We start from the raw sequence: 19,259 nt of genomic DNA, 5'->3' as shown, positions 1-19,259 counted from the left end.
CGCCGAGGTGGAGTTGGTGGCGGAGACGGTGATTGAGACCACTGCCGTCGAGGTCTCGGAAGCGTTAGGTTCCGCGGAAGCGGGGGAGGAGGCGCAACCGGGAACGGCCGCGCGAATCCTTCCCGAACCGGTTGATTTCGCCCCCGGGGTCGAGGTTCTGCCGCCGTCCGGAGAGAAGGCGCGGGCACGGGCGAACATCGCCGCTATCGAAATGCTCGGTGTCCTCGACTCCGAACAGCGCTACGCCACCGCAGAAGAGCAGCAGATCATCGCTCAGTGGTCGGGGTGGGGAGCTGTCCCCAACATCTTCGACACCTCGAAAACGGAATGGGCGCAAGACCGCTCACGCCTGGAATCGTTGTTGACCAGTCAGCAGTGGAATCAAGCTCGCTTCACCACCGTCAACGCCCACTACACCGATCCGGCCATCGTCTCGGTGATGTGGGATGCACTCGAGCGCGCTGGTTTCAGCGGTGGACGGGTACTCGAACCGGGTTGCGGTGCAGGCACGTTCATCGGGCACGCGCCGGAATCCGCGACGATGGTCGGTGTCGAACTCGACGGGGTGACCGCACGAATCGCGGCGGCGCTCTACCCGTCCGCGCAGATCCGCAACGAAGGTTTCCAACACACCCGCGTACCCGAGGACAGCTTCACCGCGACCGTGGGCAACGTCCCGTTCGGTGCGCTGCGCCTGCACGACCCCGCACACAACAAGAGCAACCTCTCGATCCACAACCACTTCATCAACAAGTCCCTCGCCCTCACCGCGCCCGGAGGGTACGTCGCGGTGATCTCGTCGGCATTTACCGCCGACGCCGCAGATCCGCGTGCGCGCAAGGAAATGGCCGAGCGGGCCGACCTGATCGGCGCAGTGCGTCTGCCGACCGGTGCATTCGCCCGAGTGGCCGGCACCGAAGTCGTCACCGACGTGCTGGTCTTCCGTGTTCGTGAAGAGGACCGCGAACGCTCGGAAGCGACGTCGCAGTTCGTCACCACCGGCGAGACGGGAGTCCGCGACGATGACGGCCGCTACCTGGATCGGTCCGTCAACGGATACTTCGCCGCCAACCCGCACAACGTTCTCGGTGAGATGGTCATCGGGCCCGGGATGTACAGCAACGAAACCCTCAAGGTCAACGGCCCTGTCGGTGCGCCCATGGTCGAAGCACTCTCACAGCGCCTGACCGCGATCGTCGACCGCGCCCGCGCCGAGGATCTGGCGTTGACCGCCACGATCGAGTCCACCGCCGTCGCCGGAGTGAACGCCTTCGATCAGGGACTGATCAACGGCGCCGAGCGCACCGGCGACGAAATCGCCATCGACACCCTGCGCTGGAACGAAGAAGAACAGCAGATCCAGGTCTACGGCCGCGGCGGATGGGAACAGGCCACCGTGCGAGGGGCCAAGAAGCACGACGAATGGCGCCAGCTCCTGCAGATGCGTGACGTCGCGGTCACCCTGGTGCGCTCTCAGCTCGAAGAGCGACCACGCAGCGAAAGGATCGCCCTGCGTGAGGAATTGAACTCCCGCTACGACGAGTACCTGGGCCGATACGGATTCATCAACCGGTTCGAGTGGAAGATCCCCGCCGACCTCACCGACGCCCAGCACGACCGCAAACTCGAAAAGAGCATCGAGCGGTGGAGGGCGAAGGAAGGCAACGAAGACGGACCGTGGCAGGGCGAGATCCCCGACGCCGTCTACGAACGCCTCAACGACGAAGCGTGGGAAGACAACCGCCGGCCGTGGAAGAAGCAGACCCACCTCGAAGGCATCCTCCGCAACGACCCGACCATCCACGTCGTGTTCGCCATGGAGAATTTCGACGACGAAACGATGCGCGGCAGCAAGGCCGCGATCTTCGCCACCGACGTGGTCTCGGCACGTGCCGAACGCCGCGAGGCCGAAACCATCGACGATGCACTCGCGATCAGTCTCGACGAGACCCGCGCCGTCGACGTCGATCGCATCAGTGAGCTGCTCAGCGTCCCGCGCCCTGACGTCGAGAAACAACTGGTCGGACGGGCATTCCGCTCACTGCACGATCCGAACACCTGGATCCCCTCGACGTCGTACCTGTCGGGGAACGTCCGCACGAAACTCGCGGACGCCAACGCAGCGGCGGAACAAGATCCCCGGTACCGGCCCAATGTTCAAGCCCTCACCGAGATTCAGCCGCCACGCAAGAACGACATCGACATCAAACTCGGTGCCCCGTGGGTCGATCCCGCCGACTACGCCCAGTTCATCCGGGAAACCTTCGAGGTTCCCGAGGGCACCACGATCAAGGTCGAACGCTTCGACGCCCAGTGGTCGATCCACGTCGCGGGTTATCGCGGCGACAAGGGCATGGCCGAGAAGTGGGGCGTCGTACCGAAGACGTGGACAGGGCAGGCCGGCGGCTTCAACTTCGAGGACGAGACCGCCGACCGATTGGGCATCAAGTACTCCGGATGCGCCCGCGGCGACTACGACCACATCACGTTGCTGACGTCGCTGTGCAACATGGAACCGATCCGCATCAACAAGTCCAAGGAATACGCCGAAGCAGCAGGTGGGGACTTGCTGCACGACAAGGCAACTCGCGCTGCGCAGAACAAGGCCCGACGGATACAGCAGGAGTTCCGCACGTGGGCACTCGACGCCGATCCGGATCGCCGCGAAAGGCTCCTCGACACCTACAACGAACTGTTCAACTCGACAGTCGCACCGCAGTGGGACGGCAGCTACCAGACCTTCCCCGGCCTCGGCGACAAGTACGCGCCCTACGAGTACCAGCGCAACGCCGTCGCCCGAATCGTCGGTGAGCCGTCCGTACTGCTCGATCACGTCGTCGGCGCCGGCAAGTCCGGAACCATGTTCATGGGCGCCATGGAACTCAAACGGCTCGGACTCGTCCGCCAACCGTGGATCGTAGTTCCGAACCACATCGTCGAACAGATCGCCATCGAGGCATCGCACTGGTACCCCGGCGCCCGCATCCTCTCCGGATCCGCCGCCACCGATCTCGAATCCCGCCGGCGACTGGTCGCACAGTCGGCCACCGAGGACTGGGACATGGTCATCGTGCCGCAGTCCGCGTTCAAGCTGATCGGCGTCTCGAATCAGACCAAAGCCGATTTCATCCGCGACGAACTCGACAAGCTCTACGAGCACCGCACCACGATGGAAACCCGCGAGTCGGTCAAGAAACTCGAAATCGCGATCGCCAACGCCGAGGAACGACTCAACGACACCCTCGATCAAACCGGAAAAGACGCTGGTCTGAGCTTCGAGGAGAGCGGCGGCGACTACCTGTTCATCGACGAAGCGCACATGTACAAGAACCTGCGCCGTCAATCGAACGTCGACGAGCTGGCCTGCGCCAAGGGCGCCGATCAGGCCATGGACCTGTCGATGAAGCTGCACTACCTGCGAGGTGTGCGCCGCGCCGAAGCCACCTCTGCCGGTATCCCCGAGGACAACTACGTCGAACGAGTCGCGACCTTCGCCACCGGCACACCGGTGGCGAACAGTCTCGGTGAGCTGTGGGTGATGACGAACTACCTGCGCCCGGATCTGCTCGAGGCTGCCGGTGTTGCCGCGCTCGACTCGTGGGGCGCGACATTCACCGACACGGTCGAGAGCGTCGAACTGAACTCGAGTGGCAGCAAACTCGTTCCCAAGACCAGGGTCGGAGAATTCACCAACGTCGGTGACCTTGTCGCCATGACCAGCGTGTTCACCGACGTCGTCATGCGCGATCAAGTGCCGGTGACCCTTCCGGTCCTCGAAGACGGGGAGCGCACCGTCATCTCCTTCGAGCCCAGCCAGGAAGTGCGGGACTTCATCACCGACCTCGGTCACCGTGCCAGCGCCGCCGACCGCCGCCGCCCCGACATCGACAACTCGCTCAAGATTGCGAGCGACGGCCGCAACGTCACCCTCGACCCGAGGACCGCGCACCTGGACGCCCCCGAGACCGGTGGCCGAGCTCGCATCCTCGCAGATCAGATCCTCGAGGTCCGCGAAGACACCAAGGACAACGTCTACCTCGACAATCTAGGAAACGAGTCGCCCCTACGAGGAGGGCTCCAGATCGTCTTCTGCGACCGGTCGACCCCGAAAGCCAAGAGCCGAGCGTGGAACATCTACACCGGAGTCAGGGACGAACTCGTCGCCGCCGGCATGGACCCCGAATCCATCCGGTTCATCCACGACTACGCGAAAGCATCGGAGAAGGCGAAGCTCTACGCGGACTGCCGAAACGGCCGCGTCGCCGTCGTTTTCGGCTCCACCGAAAAGATGGGCACCGGTGCCAACATCCAGCCGCGCGCCGTCGCCCTGCACCACATCGACGTGCCCTGGCGACCCGCTGACCTCGAACAACGAGAAGGCCGCATCATCCGGCAGGGCAACCAGAACAAGCGCGTCCAAATCTTCGCGTACGTCGCCGAACGCACCTTCGACACCTTCATGTGGCAGACCGTGCAACGCAAAGCGCACTTCATCGAGCAGCTCAAACGTGCAGACCGCACTGTGCGCCGAGTCGAGGACCTGGGCGGGGACGACCTCGCCAAGAACGCAGCAGCGATCAAAGCGATCGCTACCGGAGATCCCCGCTACATGCGCCAAGTCGAGCTCGACGGCGCTGTCGCCGACCTACAGGCCGACGCCGATGCCCACTTCGCGGCAGCTCGAAGCCGTGAACGCGAACTCGGAGCCCTCACCACCGCCATACCCGGACACAAGCAGGCAATCGCGGCACTGACCGCGGCCGTACCCGCAGTCGAGGCACACTTGGCGGCCGAGGGATTCTCGATGACCATCGCCGGCCAAACCTTCACCAAACGCCCCGAGGCATCGAAAGCGCTGGTCCATCACCTACGAGAGACCTACGGTCACCTCAAAGGGGCAGGACTCGACAAGGTCGTCACCGTCGCAACCAAGGGCGGCCTCGAAATCGAGGTCCGCCGGTCCATGGCCGATGCCGCACTCTACGTCGGTGCGAAAGGGCTACCGCTCTCGACGAGAGTCATTCCCCAAGAAGACATGTACGTCAGCGTACGAGCGAACACCACCATGACCGAAGAAGAACGCGAAGGAGCATTCGGTCACCTCGCGAGCGGCATCATGAGCCGCATCGAACGCATGGTCGCCGAAGTGCCCGACAAACTCGACTCCCGCACCTGGCAACTCGACACCGCCACTGCCCGACTCGAAGAACTGCAGAAGCAGTCCAGCGAGGACTTTCCCCGAAGCGCCGAGCTCAAGTCGATGTACGCCGAACTCTACGACCTCCAACGCCAGCTCCGAGAGGAAGAAAACAGCCCCGAAGCGATCGCCCGCCGAGCTGAACTGCAAGAGCGGCTCGAATACAAAGGGCGAGAGCCCGGTTGGTCGCTCATGCTCAACGCGACACCGGCGCTCGTCGAACAACTCGAATGCGTCGACGCCGACGAGGTCCGAGCGATCATGGCCCGCCGGGAAGCCGAAGCAGCCATGGAACGCAGCCGACTGGCAGCAGTGGCCGAATCTGCAACTGTCTCCGGTGCTTCGACGGAACAAGACCCGGCACCTGTTGCGGCAGAGCAGGAAACATCAGAACCCGGCAACGCCGACCTAGCTATCGCGGAGGCAGCTGAGTCGTCTCCGGAAACGGATTCACCGTCAAACGAGGCTCCTCCCACGGTGATCGACCTCGCGCACCCGACATCAATACGGGACATGCTCAACCGTCGCCGAGCATCACCCGACCGGCCCAATCCCGCCCGTCCGTCGACCGATCCATCTGTCGAACGTGACCAAGGCCAAGAGCTGTAAACGCCATGCACAGGAATGTGCGAAGTGGTTGAGCGGTACGAAAAATGTTGAAATACAATCAATTTGAATCATTCGGCACTGAAATGGAGAAACAATGGCAAAGACCCGCGTATACCTGAACGGACCGATCCCAGGTCTCGAGAGGCACTTCACCGGGGAGGATCTCGCGGCGCTGACCCTCCTTGTCGCGGACCTGCGCAAGGGGCGTGCTGCCACCGAGAAAGCTTCGTCAACGGCCGAGGGTTACAGGGAAGTCGTAACGCAGGCTGCCGTGATCCTGACGGAGTCCACCGAGTATTCGTACATCGATGTCAACGTTAGTCCCGACTTCGTCACGGCAAACCCGGAGCCGGGATGGAACCGCGTACTTCGCGAGGAAGCAACCGACAATCCCATCCACAATGTGGTGTTAGAACTCAAGCTTGCCAGCGAATTCTTCGGTATCTCCGAGCTCGAACTCAAAACGATCGACGTGAAGGACTACCTCACTGGAACCGATGTTCGTGAGTTCTTCCTCCCGGACCGGGCAGTGGCCGCTCTCGAATTGATTCAGGCCTGACGGAGCACAGCAATTTAGAGACCCCCTCAGCCTCGGTCGATCAAGGGAAAGATCATGATCGGAAAGACCATGATCAACTCTGCGATCGCGCGAGTTCATCACCAGTAGCGCCGCAAGCACGGGCGATCACAGTCGCCAACCTGCACTGACGACGGACGGCGTTCCGTTCGTCGTCAGTGAGCCTGCTCTCGCCGGCAACCCGATCCTGCTCGCACGCGTCCCGAAGATTTGAGAGTGCTTGGTCCTTTGTCAGGTCGAGTACCGCCGGCGGGAGTTCGATCCCGTGCTCACCGTCGTAGATCAAGCACCACTCGTACACCTCGTCCAATCGTTTCTGCGATCCCCACCCGTTGCTTACCACGAGGTCAGCGGACTCTCCATCGGCAGAGGGAACGGGCGTGGCCGTCGACGGCAATGCCGCGAGACGCCCGACCGTCGCCTTACTCGAATCGAGCATCGAGGCAGTCTCCCGGATGGAAACACCGCGCGCGAGCAGCACTTTGATTGCCTGCATCAGCACGACATCGCTCGCTTCTTTCGCCTGGCGGGCGGCCTGCTTCGAGGTCGACACTGCATCGGAAGCGGCTTTGAACAGCTGATTCATACCGCAACCTTACCCAAAGACGGGACGCGCAGGACCATTGAAAGCCCGGTGCGTCCCACAAGTAGGACGTTATGGGCTACTGTGGGGACATGAAAGGTAGCGAACCTGCTCAACTCGACCTGTTCGACTTTCCCTCCGACGCAGACCCGGCACTCGAGGAGTTCCTCGCAGACGCCGAGACCATTCCCGCCGCGTGCGTGTGCGACAAACACGTGGGACGCATCATCTGGCTGAACAGAGCCTGCCGGATCCAGAACTGGTGCACCGAAGACGACGGCTACACCGGCCGTGCAGTCCGCATCGAGGCAATCGCTCTCGACGACAACAGCTCTCACATAGGACGTTTCCTACTGGGCAGACCGCATTCCGTCGGTCACGGAAACACCCTGACTCTCAAGCGAGAAGAACAGTGAACAACACGGTGGGCCGCTCCGCCCGCACACTCACGACAGAACCCACATCTGTCGTAGGTGTGCCGCACAATGAGCCAACACACTCATACACAGTGCGGGGGAACGAACATGAGCATCCTGATCATCGGCGTAGTGGTCCTGGTGGCCTGGAAAATCGGATCATTCGTCGCCAGATTCCTCGGCGGCCTGCTCATCATTCTCACCATCGCCGGCCTCATCTGGGGTGGCCCCCACTTCGGGGAGATGAACGCACCGTTGGCCCTGGCAGTGGGGCTGGGCCTGTGGCTGTTCGGACACTGGCTGTTCGCGGTCAAGCACAAAGGCTGGCGCAGCTCGCTCGCTCTTCGAGTTTTCAGCCTGCCCATCCTGCGCCTTCTCGCACCCGTTCCCACCAACCATGTCCCTGCCCAGCCTGCCTGGGTCGACTGAGAATCGATCGACGAGCGCTGCCCTGACCATCAACCTCAGAGCACCTCAAGTCATGCCGACTACCAAACCATTGAGAAATCGCACGGAACCAGGGGGTTCACCACCATGAGCACAACACCTAAGCGCTATGTCATCGTCGACGTCGAGGGCCGCGTATGCCCCGACCAACGCAAAAGTGCCCGCGAAACCATCGACTACCGCGCCGCACGCGCACTCAATACCCAAGCCACGGGACGTACACACTTCGGACGCACAGTCCGAGCAGCACTCGCAGCCGACGGCCTCGACAACCTCATCAGGCACGCAAATCTCGACACCAAACTGTCCTGGCCCCTCTCGATCTACGAAGTCAGCGGCGACAAGGAAACCGACGTCCCGCGCGACCCCGGACTACGACGACTCGACGGCATCAACGTCCACCGCGAGATCCGCGCCTCCGAACTCTTCGGCCACCACGGCTCCGACGTCGTCGACCTCATCGAAAAGCTCTACTACACAGACGATTTCGAACTAGCCAATGCGGCAGCAGCGAAGAAGTTCGACACCTTCTCCAACATTCTGGTCGAACTCCGGCCCACGCATACCGAAGCAAAAGGCAAACTCATTTCGGCGGCCGTCCAAGCTGGACTGCTCGACGAGATGCTGCTCGCGAACAAGCTCGCATCCCGGGCCGCGGGGTTACCCGTCAATTTCTTCGACACCTTGACCGGATACCCGCTCACCGACATCGGTTGCGCCGCAGCAGCGATTGTCGTCCGCGATCACATCAGCGCAGCCGAACACTCAACGCTCACCGCCCCACTGAGTGCAACTCTCGCCGGACGCCGATGATCGCGGCCCTCGGGACCTCGACGAACCGGCCAGCGTGATGGCTAAACGCGCGTCAGATATGCCGAGGTTCGCAGGTCAGGGACGTGCAATGCAAATCGAAGGGTCCGTGGCAATCCTGATTGCCGTGGCGATTTCCGGTGTTGCCCTGGCTGTAGCCGGCCCCACAAATCCTATCGGTTTCATCTTCATGACAGTCGGGGCCGCGATCGCTCTCGCTGGGGTGTACCGCGTCTGGCGTGGAACAACTTTCCAAGTCCTCGAAGAGCGAATCGGACCCAGCCTGTTCGACCCGGAGCGGTGGGACTGAACTGGCAGAATGGAAGGTGGAACGAAGTTCCTCCTTCCATTCTTCTTTCAGTTCTCGTTCTCCATAAATTCGAATATGACTGAAAGCTTGGCAATAGAATCATTTATCGATTTTGAGTCCATTCCGATCGATCCGTGAACCCAGAACGCAAAGGTTATGAGAAGCCCGGCAACCCGACGAACAACAATATGTGATCGTTCAGGATCGTCGGGGTATGCGCTTTCCGATCCATAATATTCGCAAATAAGGGTCAGGAGAATCCGAATTCGGTCCAGACATCCAGGATGGGAATCCGATGGATCGGACGTCCATTCGTCGCGGAAATGTGCGATTGTAATGAGAGACAAGGCGGCGCCAGAGATCGCGCCGGGTACCTTTATTGGGTTGCGGGTATCGTTGAAGTAACCAGACACGAGAAGCGTTGCGAGCAAGTCTGCATTTATCTCGTCGCGTTGGTCGGAAGACATGGACCGGATTTCCTCGCCTACCGAACTGGCCTTCGTCAAATCCTGCAGGATCGTCACAACGTCCCGATCTCTCCTGGTCGAGACGTCGCGCACTATATGGTGGCTGAATTCATGCGCGACCGTCCAGAACTCGGCCATGAAAATAGCACTGTTGAAGGATTCCCTGGCCTCATCGTCGCGGAAGACCATCAAGTCATTTCCCTTCAGTGAAATAATTCCACCAAGCTTGAAGTCTTCGATACTTTTATTGAAGTGATCGTGCAGTCCGGTCCACAGTAGGCGCGATTGCTCTTGGGTAATATTTTTCGCAAAATCGATCGCGGAAAGAAACTGGCCGTACATTGCCGCATATGCAGTGATGGCTTCTGAGTATTCGTTCGATATGGCTATCATGCCGCCGCGAAGATTCGTTTGAGCTTCCGCTACATCCTCGTTCGAATATGTACGCCCCGCGTAGATATTACTTGCTCGGTCTCGCCACTTAGGATTCGACAGATTTACGAGCATTTCCATAGCATCGTGCAGTTGCGGACAGTTCGATCGACTGTCTGGCGCGCACGGGTCCCAGTCCAGAAATTCACTCGGAATCGTTCGCCGCGATCCTTCCACGAGCTTCAACATCTTGGGGTTCGCCCAGTAGCTTATTTGCGGCTGACGGGTCTGAGCGAAAAACAGTCCACGAGAATTCTTGAGCTCCATGATGTGACGATCTTTCCGTGAGTAGGACGGCAGATTGCGACGCTACATCACAGAGACGACTGATGTTTCGTGTTCCGAAGTGTGTGCACGAACCGTCTAGCCGAGGTTGCGGTACAGGGTTGATCGGGCCACCCCGAGGGTTTCGGCAATGGTGGTCATCGAGACGCCGGCACCTTTCATCTTGCGTGCGATCGCCTTCTGTTTGTCGTCGAGTACGGGCGGTCGACCGCCCGTACGTCCCTGCCTTTTGGCTGCTTCCAAACCTGCAAAGGTTCTCTCCCTCAGGAGGTTTCGCTCGAACTCGGCGAGCGCTCCGAAGATGGTGAAGATCAGCCGGCCACCAGAAGTGGTGGTGTTGATTTCTTCGGTGAGTGAGGTGAACCCGACGCCGATCGATTCGAGGTGGGCTACCGTTTCCAGTAAGTGGGGAAGGCTTCGGCCGAGTCGGTCCAAACGCCACACTGCGAGGGTGTCGCCGGGTCGAAGATGCCCGATAACTTCTGCCAGCTGCGGTCGATCGTCTTTGGAACCGGATGCGACATCCGTCCAAATCTTGTAACAGCCCGCGGCCGTCAGAGCGTCCGTCTGCAGAGTCGGGTTCTGGTCGGCGGTCGAGACCCTGGCGTACCCCAAAAGTGTGCTCACAAGGGCACAGTGTCGCAGAACTCAACGACACGAAGTATTGGGAGACAGTTGGTTTTCGGACGGGTTTCGAGACACTCAACGATTCGATAACGAAAGGTCGGCCGAACCTCCCGATGTGAGTCCGGCAGTGTCCGAGAAACGATCGAATGAGAGACGACCCGAAGTGGCGCATAACTATGCAATGGGGGTTGCGAGGCGGTCGGGGTCAGGGTTTTGCTCTGCACATACGACCGAGCCATCGGAGATGGTCACTTCATTCATCAGACGAATCGCGCCGTTCTCCGGGGTTTATCGGAGCTTTCGTGTGCTGCCTCCGCGCGGTAGGTGTCAAGGCGCGGAGTAGGCGTCTTGCGTGACCGAGTCCGGATCAGCGGTGTCGGCCTGCGCCAGCATCGAGGATGCGACGGCGGCGCCGACCCGATGCGCAGCCTCGATGTCCAGGACTTCGCCGTCGGGGTGTGCGTCCAGCCACGGTTGGGCCTCCTCGCGGGAGGCGAAGTAGTGCACCTGGTTGCAGAACGAGGACCGAACGAGGCCGTCGTGGTCCGGGATCAAGAGGGATAGGACGGCGGTGTCGGGCTGCACGGACGTGATCGTGCCGTCGGTGCCTGTCGTCACCCGGACGGAGATCCCGCTGTCTGGGGAGGTCGACTCGATCGTCGCGGCCTTCCCGATCAGTGCCGGAAAGAAGAGGGTGTCCAGCGCGCACCACGTGTAGAGCTGCCGCCCCGCCACCGTGAAGCGATGTGGCGTGGGCCGCAGAGTCAGGGCCAGGCCGAGGATGCGGCCGTCGTCGTCGTACTCGGCGTCGGGGACTGCGGACAGTCCCCGACGGACCGTGTTCTCGCTCCGTCCGCTGGCGGTGGCCAGTTCGGCGATGGTGACGGGCTCGCCCTCGGCCAGCAGCCGCAGGAGCGGCGCGAACAGGCTCGGGTCGAGCCCTGACCTGGAGGGGGACAGCAGATAGGCGAGGGTCTTCTCGTCGATGGCGGTCATGTGATTCCTTTGTTTCAGAGGCGGGGTCGCGGGCTCACGCGCAGCATGAGAGCTTGGTGACGTCGGTGGTGAACGCCTTGCAGGCGATCCGGATGCCCTCGGTCATCGTGAGATAGGGGCTCCACGCGGCGGCGACCTGCGCGGTCGTCATTGCCCCCTCGAGGATGTAGACGCCGGCGGCGGCGAGCTCCCCGGCGTCCTTTGCCACAGCGGAGATGCCCAGAATCTGCCCGCTGTCGCTATCGGCGACGACCTTGATGAAGCCTCGGGTGTCCCGGTTGGCCTGCGCCCGCGGGACGAATTCCAGGGGTAGCACCTGGCTAACGCTGGAGATCCCGGCGGACACAGCTTCCTGCTCGGTCATCCCGACCGCCCCGATGGCGGGGCTGGTGAAGGCGACGCGGGGCAAGTTTCGGTAGTCGACCACGGCGACGGTGTCGGTGAACGCGTTCTCCACCGCGAGAGCGCCGTGTGCCGCCGCGACGTACACGAAATCCCACTGTCCGGTCACGTCCCCGGCGGCCCAGACTCGCGGATTGGATGTGGCCAGCCGGGAATCCACCACGATCTCGCCGGACGTGCCGGTCTCCACCCCGACCTGGTTGAGGTTCAGCTCCGCGGTGACGGGCCGTCGCCCCGTGGCCACCAGCAGCTTCGCGGACTGGAACGTCTCCTGCCCGCCGTCCACTGTTGCGGAGATGACGATCTCTCCGCTGTCCTCGTCGCGTACCACGGCGTTCACGGCGGCCTGCTGGACCACCCGAATCCCCTCATCGGCGAACACCCCGGCCAACGCCTCGGACGCTTCCGGCTCCTCATGCGAGGCCAGCCGGGAACGGACCAGCATCGTCACTCGGGAGCCCAGCCGGGAGAACAACTGCGCCAGCTCCAGCGCGACGTAACCCCCGCCCAGAACCAGCAATGTCTCTGGCACTTCGTCCAACTCCATCGCCGTGGTAGACGTCAGATACCCGGCCTCCACCAGTCCCGGAACGTGCGGCACGTGGGGCGCAGAGCCGGTGGCCACGAGGTACTGCTCGGCCTCGATCGTCCGCAGCGCGCCGCCGGGCGAGGCGACCTGGAGCAATGGCGCATCCGGGGTTCCGGTGAACGACGCTTCCCCCTCGACCATGTCCCACCCGTGGATGGCGGCCTGATCGACGTACTTCTCCGCTCGCATGCTCTCAACCAGAGCGTCCTTGCCCTTGATCAGCGCCGGCATGTCCACCGGCCCGGCCGAGGCCGCCACACCAGGGAAGCGGGCCGAGTCCGACGCGACGTGGCGGGCCTCCGCGGCAGCCAAGAGAGCCTTCGACGGCACGCACCCGGTGTTCACGCACGTCCCGCCGATAGTCCCGCGCTCAATCATCACGACACGCTTGCCCAGTCCTGTGGCCCGGATCGCGGCCGCGAAGGCCCCGCCCCCGGAGCCGACAATCGCCAAATCGAACTGCTCGCCGCTCATTCAGACACCTCTTCGCCGTGACTCAGGAACTCCTGTCAGCCATTATCAACCTTCCAGTACGATGGAAGGTCAAGTCTGGCGATCACGGATGGGGGCTTCTGCGCACATGAGAATCGGGCAACTCGCGGAGGCGACCGGCACCACGACGAAGACCCTGCGGTTCTACGAGGAGTCCGGGCTCCTCTCTCCCGCGGAACGACTGGCCTCGGGCTACCGGGACTACACCGACGACGCCGTGGGCCAGGTCGGGTTCATCCATCGGGGCCAAGCGGCCGGGCTGACCCTCGCCCAAATCCGGCAGATCCTGGAAATCCGTGGGCACGGCCAAGCGCCGTGCTCACATGTCAAGAGTCTGCTAGGCGAGCGGCTCGACGCGCTCGATGCCCAGATCGCAGAGCTTCTCGTCCTCAGGGAGACCATCTCCCAACTTCACGCGAACGCGAGCAAACCAGAGCCGAGCACTTGCTCTGCCGACCAAGTTTGTCGCTACATCTGATCTCGAACCCTGAGATCCACGGGAGTCACGGCGACCGGCTGCAGTTGGTTCGCTCTGAGAGGGATAGCGCAGTCGGCTTCTGAAAATGACATCCGAGAGTCACACATTCAGTCACTGCTGGTTCGTGTCCGCCAAACGATCGATTGATGGACACAGGACTTCCCGCGGGCTCCTGAGAGTTGAGGCGCTGCCCGAGCGGCGATGCTCAGCACGGAACATTCGTAGTCAGACCATCGGTGCACGCCGAGTGTCGTAGAGGTTGTCCGCCCGCAACAATGTGTCGACGGCCTTGTCGAGGACGATTGCCAGGGTGTGGAAGCTTGGGGTGAATGTTGAGCGCAGGGTTGTCGAGTTGAGCTGGATCGTGTTGGTTTGCGGCGTCATCATCTGAATCGCCCAGAATTTTCCGTGAGCCATGCCGCTGCATGCTCGCCATGCCAGTTCGAGGGACTTCGCGGATTTCTCGTGCTGGTCGACCGCACGGATGATCCCCGAGTAATACGGCCACCTACAGTCCTTGCGGACCAATCCGGCCTCAGTCAGGGCGCGGTTTGCTGTTTGGTCCCGTTTGTCTGCATCAGTTTGGTAGTCGACCCCCGCAGCAATTTTCGCTTGTTTAGCCTCGTTGGCGTCATCCAATTCGACCGCCACCCGGCGCTGCATCCGTGTGATGGCATTTTCGTCGAGCAGCCAGACAGCGGTAGCTGACGACTCGATCGCGCACCGCACCAAGGTGTATGGAACGTACTGTGGGAGGTCTCCTAACCGAAGGAGGCGTTGCAGGTCCTTCAGATGGTGGAGGCTGTGGTCCAGAGCGCGGTTCACGCCAGTCGCTACAGGTAGAGCCGGGAGCGCGTCGTGATCGAGTTGCAGCGCGCTGTCCGCTTCGATGGGGTACCCGTGATTAGCCAACTTCCGGCTGATTGGGGCAACCGCCGCCAACAATGCTTCGATGCGCGCGATAGCAGCGGCTTCGCGTGATGCGTCGCTCGTCATCTATGTACAGTACGCAGCTCTAGGCAGAGGGCGAGCCCAACTACAGGATTCCCATTGGTTCAGTTCGGGTCGCAGAGGACTTGATCAAGTGGTGCAAGTGCACTGCTCTCCGCAGTCGGGTCTCACGATTCACCAGATTTTCTTTGATACGAACATGTTTCGGTGCGCATAGGTCTGTTAAAGGAGGACCCGCACAGCAAAGACAATATTGACAATCGCCACCAGCAGGAACAGCAACGCCCAGCCGTCCGACCGCGTGAACAGTTGCTTCTCCGTGTGGTCGGCGCATCGAATGAAAATGCCGCGGCGAACGCGCCGGCACGGCCGATTCGTCGATTCGGTGGTCACCCCGCACCGAGACGCGAACCACGCACTACACAAGGCAGGGAGAACAATCGCCACGATCGCGCCCACATAGAACCAGGCGGTGCGGTGATCCTGGTTGGACAGAAACGCAAGCAATATCAGGAGCGCGGCATCAGAGCCGACTACACCGCCTGCGGTTTGGTACGTGTAGTCGGCTCTCGTGCGCGGCCGCGAGGATGGCCGCATGGAAACACCTGGTGACCGCGAAGACCACGGGTCCACAGCAATACTGGATGACGGGCGCTGATGCGAACGGCCACTGTAGGAACAGCGGCCACCGCGACTATGACTTCCAATGGGGCATCTCGAGTCGAACTCGCACATGCGCGCAGGTTAACAGCGCCTGCCGACAGTAGATGATTGCGAACTGGTATCGCAGCCGCGCCAGTTTCTCAGGAAGCTTGCGCCCCTTGGCGTTCCGCGATCTCCCGCGTCGTCACACGCGCCAACATTTGTTCCATCTGCGGCCACCCCAACGGCAACGCCGCGCCCTGCATTCGGATGCGGATATTCCACTCCGGAGCGAATGCATCCCACAGGACCCGGACAGCAGGGGCCAAGACATCGCGCTCGATCGCAACGACAGTTTCTCGGTCCCAAAGCGGTTCCCCGTCAAATGAATCCGGCTCACCAAACACCGAGGTCAACCGGTCAGGCGTATAACCGAGTGCAATCAGATCCGAGGCACTGAAATGGTCCTTGCTCACAAAATCCCCCACATCACGACAACCGCCAACGACCACACCATCGTGCAGCACAGGCCCCACAACCGCAGCAGCCGAGTTGCCAAAATATGTCGGACCCCCGAACTATCCTTGGCATCGCGACGAGCACCAGGTCGCCACACTGACCAGACCGAAGCGAAAGCTAACGTCCTGACCTGCAAGAAAACCTTGCAGATCGGTCAACTGTGGCGACCTGATTCTCTTTCGCGGTCCCGGAAGGCGGCCTCCTGTGAATGATCACCAACTCATCACCGCACTGCTCGGTGAAGCCGCCCAGTTGCCGGCTGAGGATCAGCGCGCGTGGCGCTGGGCTACCGAAGCGCTCGCTCTCGCCGGCGCAACCGAGCTGCATATCCTCGTCGAGGAAGCCGAAGGCATCCGAGGACGCATCACCCATGACGTCACCTGCACCTGGTGCGCCGGGGTTCCCGGCGCGGAAATCCCGACCGAATCGTTTTGGTGCACTTAACGTCACCTATGAACAGCAAGTGAGGACAGCTCACCAAAGAAGTTCCGTATCAAGCACATTCATGTGTTCATTGCTGCTGCACCTTTATGTCGGCGCTGGACGCTCCGGCATCTTCATGATGATTGGTTCCGCGCCGTCCTTGTACCGATACGCCCACTGGCCACCCTCGAGCATGACCGTGCCAGCTTGGCCCTTGTCCGGTGCCGGGCTCCACGCCTGGACCTGGTCTGGTTGTGCAATCTCGTCCATCGCTCAAGTGTAGATTCTTCCGACGGTTTTTATCGAACTTGTGTTCGACTACTCTGGGGTGTGAAAAGTGTGCGCGGATCCAGGAAAGCGGGGCGACGATGAGCCAGCAGCCCCACTCATCAGCAACAACTGTGCTGACCAAGGCGGAAAAGCTCGAACAGCTACGCCGCAAGATGGCCTCGATACCCGCGCGATCGGACGGCACCGAACCAGCGACACCATCGGTGATGCTCCGCCTGGTCGACGAGCGTGAGCCGACTCCGATCGTGGCCACGGCGCAATCGACTCTCCGGATGCTTCCGGTGCCGCCGCCGATCGGTGACCTACTTCCACGCGGAGGACTCGCACGAGGCACCGTCGTCAGCGTCTCCGGAACGAACTCCGTCCTCATCGGGCTGCTTGCATCCGTCACCGCCCACGGCGGACACGCAGCAGTGATCGGAATGCCCACTCTGGGGCTACTTGCAGCCACGGAACAAGGCGCGGATTTGTCACGGATCGCACTTGTTCCCGATCCTCGGGACAATGCGGTCGAGGTGGCGGCGATCCTGCTTGACGGCATTGACCTGGTGATACTCGGACTTTCCGGCGCGGCCGTCACACCGTCGAGGGCGCGAGCAGTCGTCGCCAGAGCCAGGTCCAAGGGCAATGTTCTCGTGGTGACTCAAGGGCAATGGGACGGCCCGGATCTGCGGATCGAATCGAGGGTTGCCGGGTACAGCGGCCTGACTGCGGGGCGCGGGCGGGTGACTTCCGTCCAGCTCGACGTCGCGGCCCTGGGCAAGGGATTTCAACGACGCACAGGACGGATGGAGATCCGCGAAGAGGCAGGGGTGTCGGTCTGGCGAGCAATCGCACCGACCGTCGCCACCGCACACGAGCCTGCCCCGCTGAAGAAGGCACTGTGATCAACACCGATCATTGGAACGAGCGCTGGCCGGACCACCCTGTGATCAGGACATTCGAGCCAGCGAGGCCGGTGAAAGTCGACATCGGTCGGGCGCTGCCACTCGGGCGCGGGGGAGCGTCACGGGCCGATCATGTGAGTATGCGGGTGAAAACGTCCGCGCTGTACATGTCCGGATGCCTCGACGGCGCTCTCAAATTTTGGGCAAGGATGCACGACGGTCAATGGTTGGCCGGAATTACCGTCCGCGTCACCGACGCCGGCGGAACCAACCTCGTAGAGATCGACATGCTCGTGACCGCCGACGCCATCACCGAAACGCCGGCGTGAATGTCCCCTGAGTACATATGCATTTCGGCCGTGAATGGCGGGCTGTCACTAGGGCCTGGGGCTCACCGACAAAGCGGGACTGTGAGCGCACTGTCGGTGAGCCGTGCGCACCGAACCGTTGCAATCTGACAGTGCGCAGTTCTGGCGACCCACCCCCGGGGAATGACACCCGGTAGGCGGGCCGGCGCGGCAGAGCGTGCGCCCGACATCAAACCACCGCGACGAGGGTGTTACCACTTGTCACGGACCGCTAAACCCCCGACCGGGGAAGGCGATGGGTCGGGGGTGTCGAACGTCGTCCGCTCGCGATGCGGAGACCCACGTGCCGTGCCGAACCGCCAGAGGTGATCCGACGGAATCCACTCTAGAACTGCGCCGCGCCGGCGTACAGGGATCAACACGCGGCAACGAGATCGTCGAGAGTTGTGAAGCTCGACGCTCGTGCAGAGCGGGTTTTGAAGGTGCCCAGTGTCCGGTCACTGTGGCGGCCTAGTGTTTGGGTATGCGGCGATTTCGTACCGGGCTCGCGCTGGCTGTGCTGGTGGTTGTTCTCGCTGCTGGAGCAGTGACCGCCTTCCGTGTCCTCGACGAGCGCCGCGCCCCCGCGGCGTTACCGCCGGGAGTGGTGGTCGATCACGCCACGTGTGCGGCGCCCGAGGTCCTCGCGGCAGCGGTCCCTGGAGAGGTGCAGTCTCCGGAACCGTTGTCGGCTCCTCTGCCTCCTGCGGGCACTGTTCCCGACAACTTTGAGCCAACATCTGTTGTGGTGTGCCAATTCCTCGAATACACAGACGATTTCAGCGAGGCAGTCCTTTCGCAGACAACCAGAACGGGGGACATGGTGCATGTCGTGGCGCAATTCAAGCGGGAGTCACTCTCATCGCCGTGGTTCGGTGAGTGCCCTACGGCCTCGAGCATTCCCAGACCTGTGGTGTGGCTGGTCGATAGCGAGGGAAAGGCTGTCAGGGTTGCGTTTCCTGTCGATGGAACATGCCGGTTACCGCTGCCGGAGGCGTACGAGGCAGTGATGAATCTGGCGGTGCAGGATGAACAGCTCCACCGTTTTCCTCGTGCATGGTGAGGCCGACGGCGTTCCATATGAGATCCCGTCGGGATCTGTTGGATCTGTGACCGCGGACTCTTCGGATGGTGAGACCTCGGTGGTGGTGAAACGATTACCCGTGAGACCTCCACCTGCCGGACGGTCAGGGAAGCAAGGTAGTGATGAAGGTTGCAGCGTTTCATTCGACAGAGACCAGCGCGGTCGATGTCTATCACGACGACACTGAGTGCATTCTGGCCGCCAGTATTGCGCCGGAACATCGAACGATTGGTGTTGACGGCAGAGCGTGGTGCATCGCGTGCGCCGCCCTGGACTGACCCCTTTTACGCCGGACGGCCAGTAAGTCCGCCAGCATCCAGTTCGTGACGAGAGGATCGGCTCGTTTGTCGGACGGATCTGCGAGTTTCTCCTGTGGACCTGCTGGTGGTCCGGGCGCA

General features: G+C 61.8%; 20 protein-coding genes. 11 read left to right on the top strand and 9 right to left on the bottom strand.

Annotated elements, in window-relative coordinates:
- Nucleotides 1-28 precede the first annotated feature (28 nt).
- Together AOT96_RS34075 and AOT96_RS34070 are read left to right on the top strand one after the other, a co-directional pair.
- Complete coding sequence (locus AOT96_RS34075; RefSeq protein WP_155277936.1) at nt 29-5,806, top strand: helicase-related protein; 5,778 nt, start codon at nt 29-31, stop codon at nt 5,804-5,806.
- 94 nt (nt 5,807-5,900) lie between these two features.
- On the top strand, nt 5,901-6,365 hold the full coding sequence (locus AOT96_RS34070) for a hypothetical protein (RefSeq protein WP_030537284.1): 465 nt from the start codon (nt 5,901-5,903) through the stop codon (nt 6,363-6,365).
- A 73-nt stretch (nt 6,366-6,438) separates the two neighbouring features.
- Here AOT96_RS34070 and AOT96_RS34065 read toward each other — a convergent pair whose 3' ends face one another.
- Nucleotides 6,439-6,969, bottom strand: a complete 531-nt coding sequence (locus AOT96_RS34065) for a hypothetical protein (protein WP_030537285.1) — start codon at nt 6,967-6,969, stop codon at nt 6,439-6,441.
- Nucleotides 6,970-7,058: 89 nt separating this feature from the next.
- Here AOT96_RS34065 and AOT96_RS34060 point away from each other — a divergent pair, with 89 nt between their 5' ends.
- The 4 genes from AOT96_RS34060 to AOT96_RS34045 all read left to right on the top strand — a co-directional run bounded on the left by AOT96_RS34060 (nt 7,059) and on the right by AOT96_RS34045 (nt 8,949).
- On the top strand, nt 7,059-7,382 hold the full coding sequence (locus AOT96_RS34060) for a hypothetical protein (RefSeq protein WP_155277937.1): 324 nt from the start codon (nt 7,059-7,061) through the stop codon (nt 7,380-7,382).
- Between the two features lie 108 nt (nt 7,383-7,490).
- A complete protein-coding gene (locus AOT96_RS34055) occupies nt 7,491-7,811 on the top strand; it encodes a hypothetical protein (protein WP_030537287.1) in 321 nt (106 codons plus the stop codon).
- 105 nt (nt 7,812-7,916) lie between these two features.
- Nucleotides 7,917-8,642: a hypothetical protein gene (locus AOT96_RS34050; RefSeq protein ID WP_030537288.1), complete on the top strand. Its 726-nt coding sequence runs from the start codon at nt 7,917-7,919 to the stop codon at nt 8,640-8,642.
- An 88-nt stretch (nt 8,643-8,730) separates the two neighbouring features.
- Nucleotides 8,731-8,949, top strand: coding sequence for a hypothetical protein (locus AOT96_RS34045; protein WP_147307978.1), 219 nt, complete (start codon nt 8,731-8,733; stop codon nt 8,947-8,949).
- A gap of 47 nt (nt 8,950-8,996) precedes the next feature.
- Here AOT96_RS34045 and AOT96_RS34040 read toward each other — a convergent pair whose 3' ends face one another.
- The 4 genes from AOT96_RS34040 to merA form a co-directional block, all read right to left on the bottom strand.
- Nucleotides 8,997-10,115: a hypothetical protein gene (locus AOT96_RS34040; RefSeq protein ID WP_155277938.1), complete on the bottom strand. Its 1,119-nt coding sequence runs from the start codon at nt 10,113-10,115 to the stop codon at nt 8,997-8,999.
- 96 nt (nt 10,116-10,211) lie between these two features.
- Nucleotides 10,212-10,760: a recombinase family protein gene (locus tag AOT96_RS34035; protein WP_037126930.1), complete on the bottom strand. Its 549-nt coding sequence runs from the start codon at nt 10,758-10,760 to the stop codon at nt 10,212-10,214.
- Nucleotides 10,761-11,087: 327 nt separating this feature from the next.
- Nucleotides 11,088-11,756 carry an organomercurial lyase MerB gene (gene merB, locus AOT96_RS34030; RefSeq protein WP_030537292.1) on the bottom strand — a complete coding sequence of 223 codons (669 nt, stop codon included), beginning with the start codon at nt 11,754-11,756 and terminating at the stop codon, nt 11,088-11,090.
- Nucleotides 11,757-11,790: 34 nt separating this feature from the next.
- On the bottom strand, nt 11,791-13,221 hold the full coding sequence (gene merA, locus AOT96_RS34025) for a mercury(II) reductase (protein ID WP_030537293.1): 1,431 nt from the start codon (nt 13,219-13,221) through the stop codon (nt 11,791-11,793).
- 106 nt (nt 13,222-13,327) lie between these two features.
- Here merA and AOT96_RS34020 point away from each other — a divergent pair, with 106 nt between their 5' ends.
- Entirely contained in the window at nt 13,328-13,717 is a 390-nt protein-coding gene (locus AOT96_RS34020) for a heavy metal-responsive transcriptional regulator (protein ID WP_030537294.1), read from the top strand.
- 225 nt (nt 13,718-13,942) lie between these two features.
- Here the strand turns inward: AOT96_RS34020 and AOT96_RS34015 are convergent, their stop codons facing one another.
- Both AOT96_RS34015 and AOT96_RS34005 read right to left on the bottom strand, forming a co-directional pair.
- Entirely contained in the window at nt 13,943-14,713 is a 771-nt protein-coding gene (locus tag AOT96_RS34015; RefSeq protein ID WP_030537295.1) for a hypothetical protein, read from the bottom strand.
- A 758-nt stretch (nt 14,714-15,471) separates the two neighbouring features.
- Nucleotides 15,472-15,786 carry a hypothetical protein gene (locus AOT96_RS34005; RefSeq protein WP_030537297.1) on the bottom strand — a complete coding sequence of 105 codons (315 nt, stop codon included), beginning with the start codon at nt 15,784-15,786 and terminating at the stop codon, nt 15,472-15,474.
- A 247-nt stretch (nt 15,787-16,033) separates the two neighbouring features.
- Between AOT96_RS34005 and AOT96_RS34000 the strand changes: the two genes are divergently transcribed.
- Complete coding sequence (locus tag AOT96_RS34000; RefSeq protein ID WP_030537298.1) at nt 16,034-16,273, top strand: hypothetical protein; 240 nt, start codon at nt 16,034-16,036, stop codon at nt 16,271-16,273.
- An 84-nt stretch (nt 16,274-16,357) separates the two neighbouring features.
- Here AOT96_RS34000 and AOT96_RS35935 read toward each other — a convergent pair whose 3' ends face one another.
- Complete coding sequence (locus AOT96_RS35935; protein ID WP_196248301.1) at nt 16,358-16,522, bottom strand: hypothetical protein; 165 nt, start codon at nt 16,520-16,522, stop codon at nt 16,358-16,360.
- A gap of 48 nt (nt 16,523-16,570) precedes the next feature.
- The gene (gene mprA, locus AOT96_RS36715) at nt 16,571-16,717 is read right to left on the bottom strand and encodes an MprA protease, GlyGly-CTERM protein-sorting domain-containing form (RefSeq protein ID WP_374279273.1); all 147 of its coding nucleotides are present in this window, start codon (nt 16,715-16,717) and stop codon (nt 16,571-16,573) included.
- On the opposite strand from mprA, the gene AOT96_RS33995 reads away from it, so the two are divergent.
- The 3 genes from AOT96_RS33995 (at nt 16,654) to AOT96_RS33985 (ending at nt 18,840) form a co-directional block, all read left to right on the top strand.
- The gene (locus AOT96_RS33995) at nt 16,654-17,430 is read left to right on the top strand and encodes a hypothetical protein (RefSeq protein WP_374279268.1); all 777 of its coding nucleotides are present in this window, start codon (nt 16,654-16,656) and stop codon (nt 17,428-17,430) included. The two genes, mprA and AOT96_RS33995, sit on opposite strands and share 64 nt — an antisense overlap.
- Nucleotides 17,427-17,759 (top strand): hypothetical protein, encoded by a 333-nt coding sequence (locus AOT96_RS33990; RefSeq protein ID WP_030537300.1) that lies wholly within the window; start codon nt 17,427-17,429, stop codon nt 17,757-17,759. The genes AOT96_RS33995 and AOT96_RS33990 overlap by 4 nt, the downstream gene beginning before the upstream one ends.
- 502 nt (nt 17,760-18,261) lie before the next feature.
- A complete protein-coding gene (locus tag AOT96_RS33985; protein WP_030537301.1) occupies nt 18,262-18,840 on the top strand; it encodes a hypothetical protein in 579 nt (192 codons plus the stop codon).
- The last annotated feature ends 419 nt before the right edge of the window (nt 18,841-19,259 follow it).

Origin of the sequence: Rhodococcus sp. 008 (genome assembly GCF_001682295.1) — a bacterium.
Lineage (GTDB): Bacteria > Actinomycetota > Actinomycetes > Mycobacteriales > Mycobacteriaceae > Rhodococcus_F > Rhodococcus_F qingshengii.
This window is presented reverse-complemented; position numbering and strand designations above follow the sequence as displayed.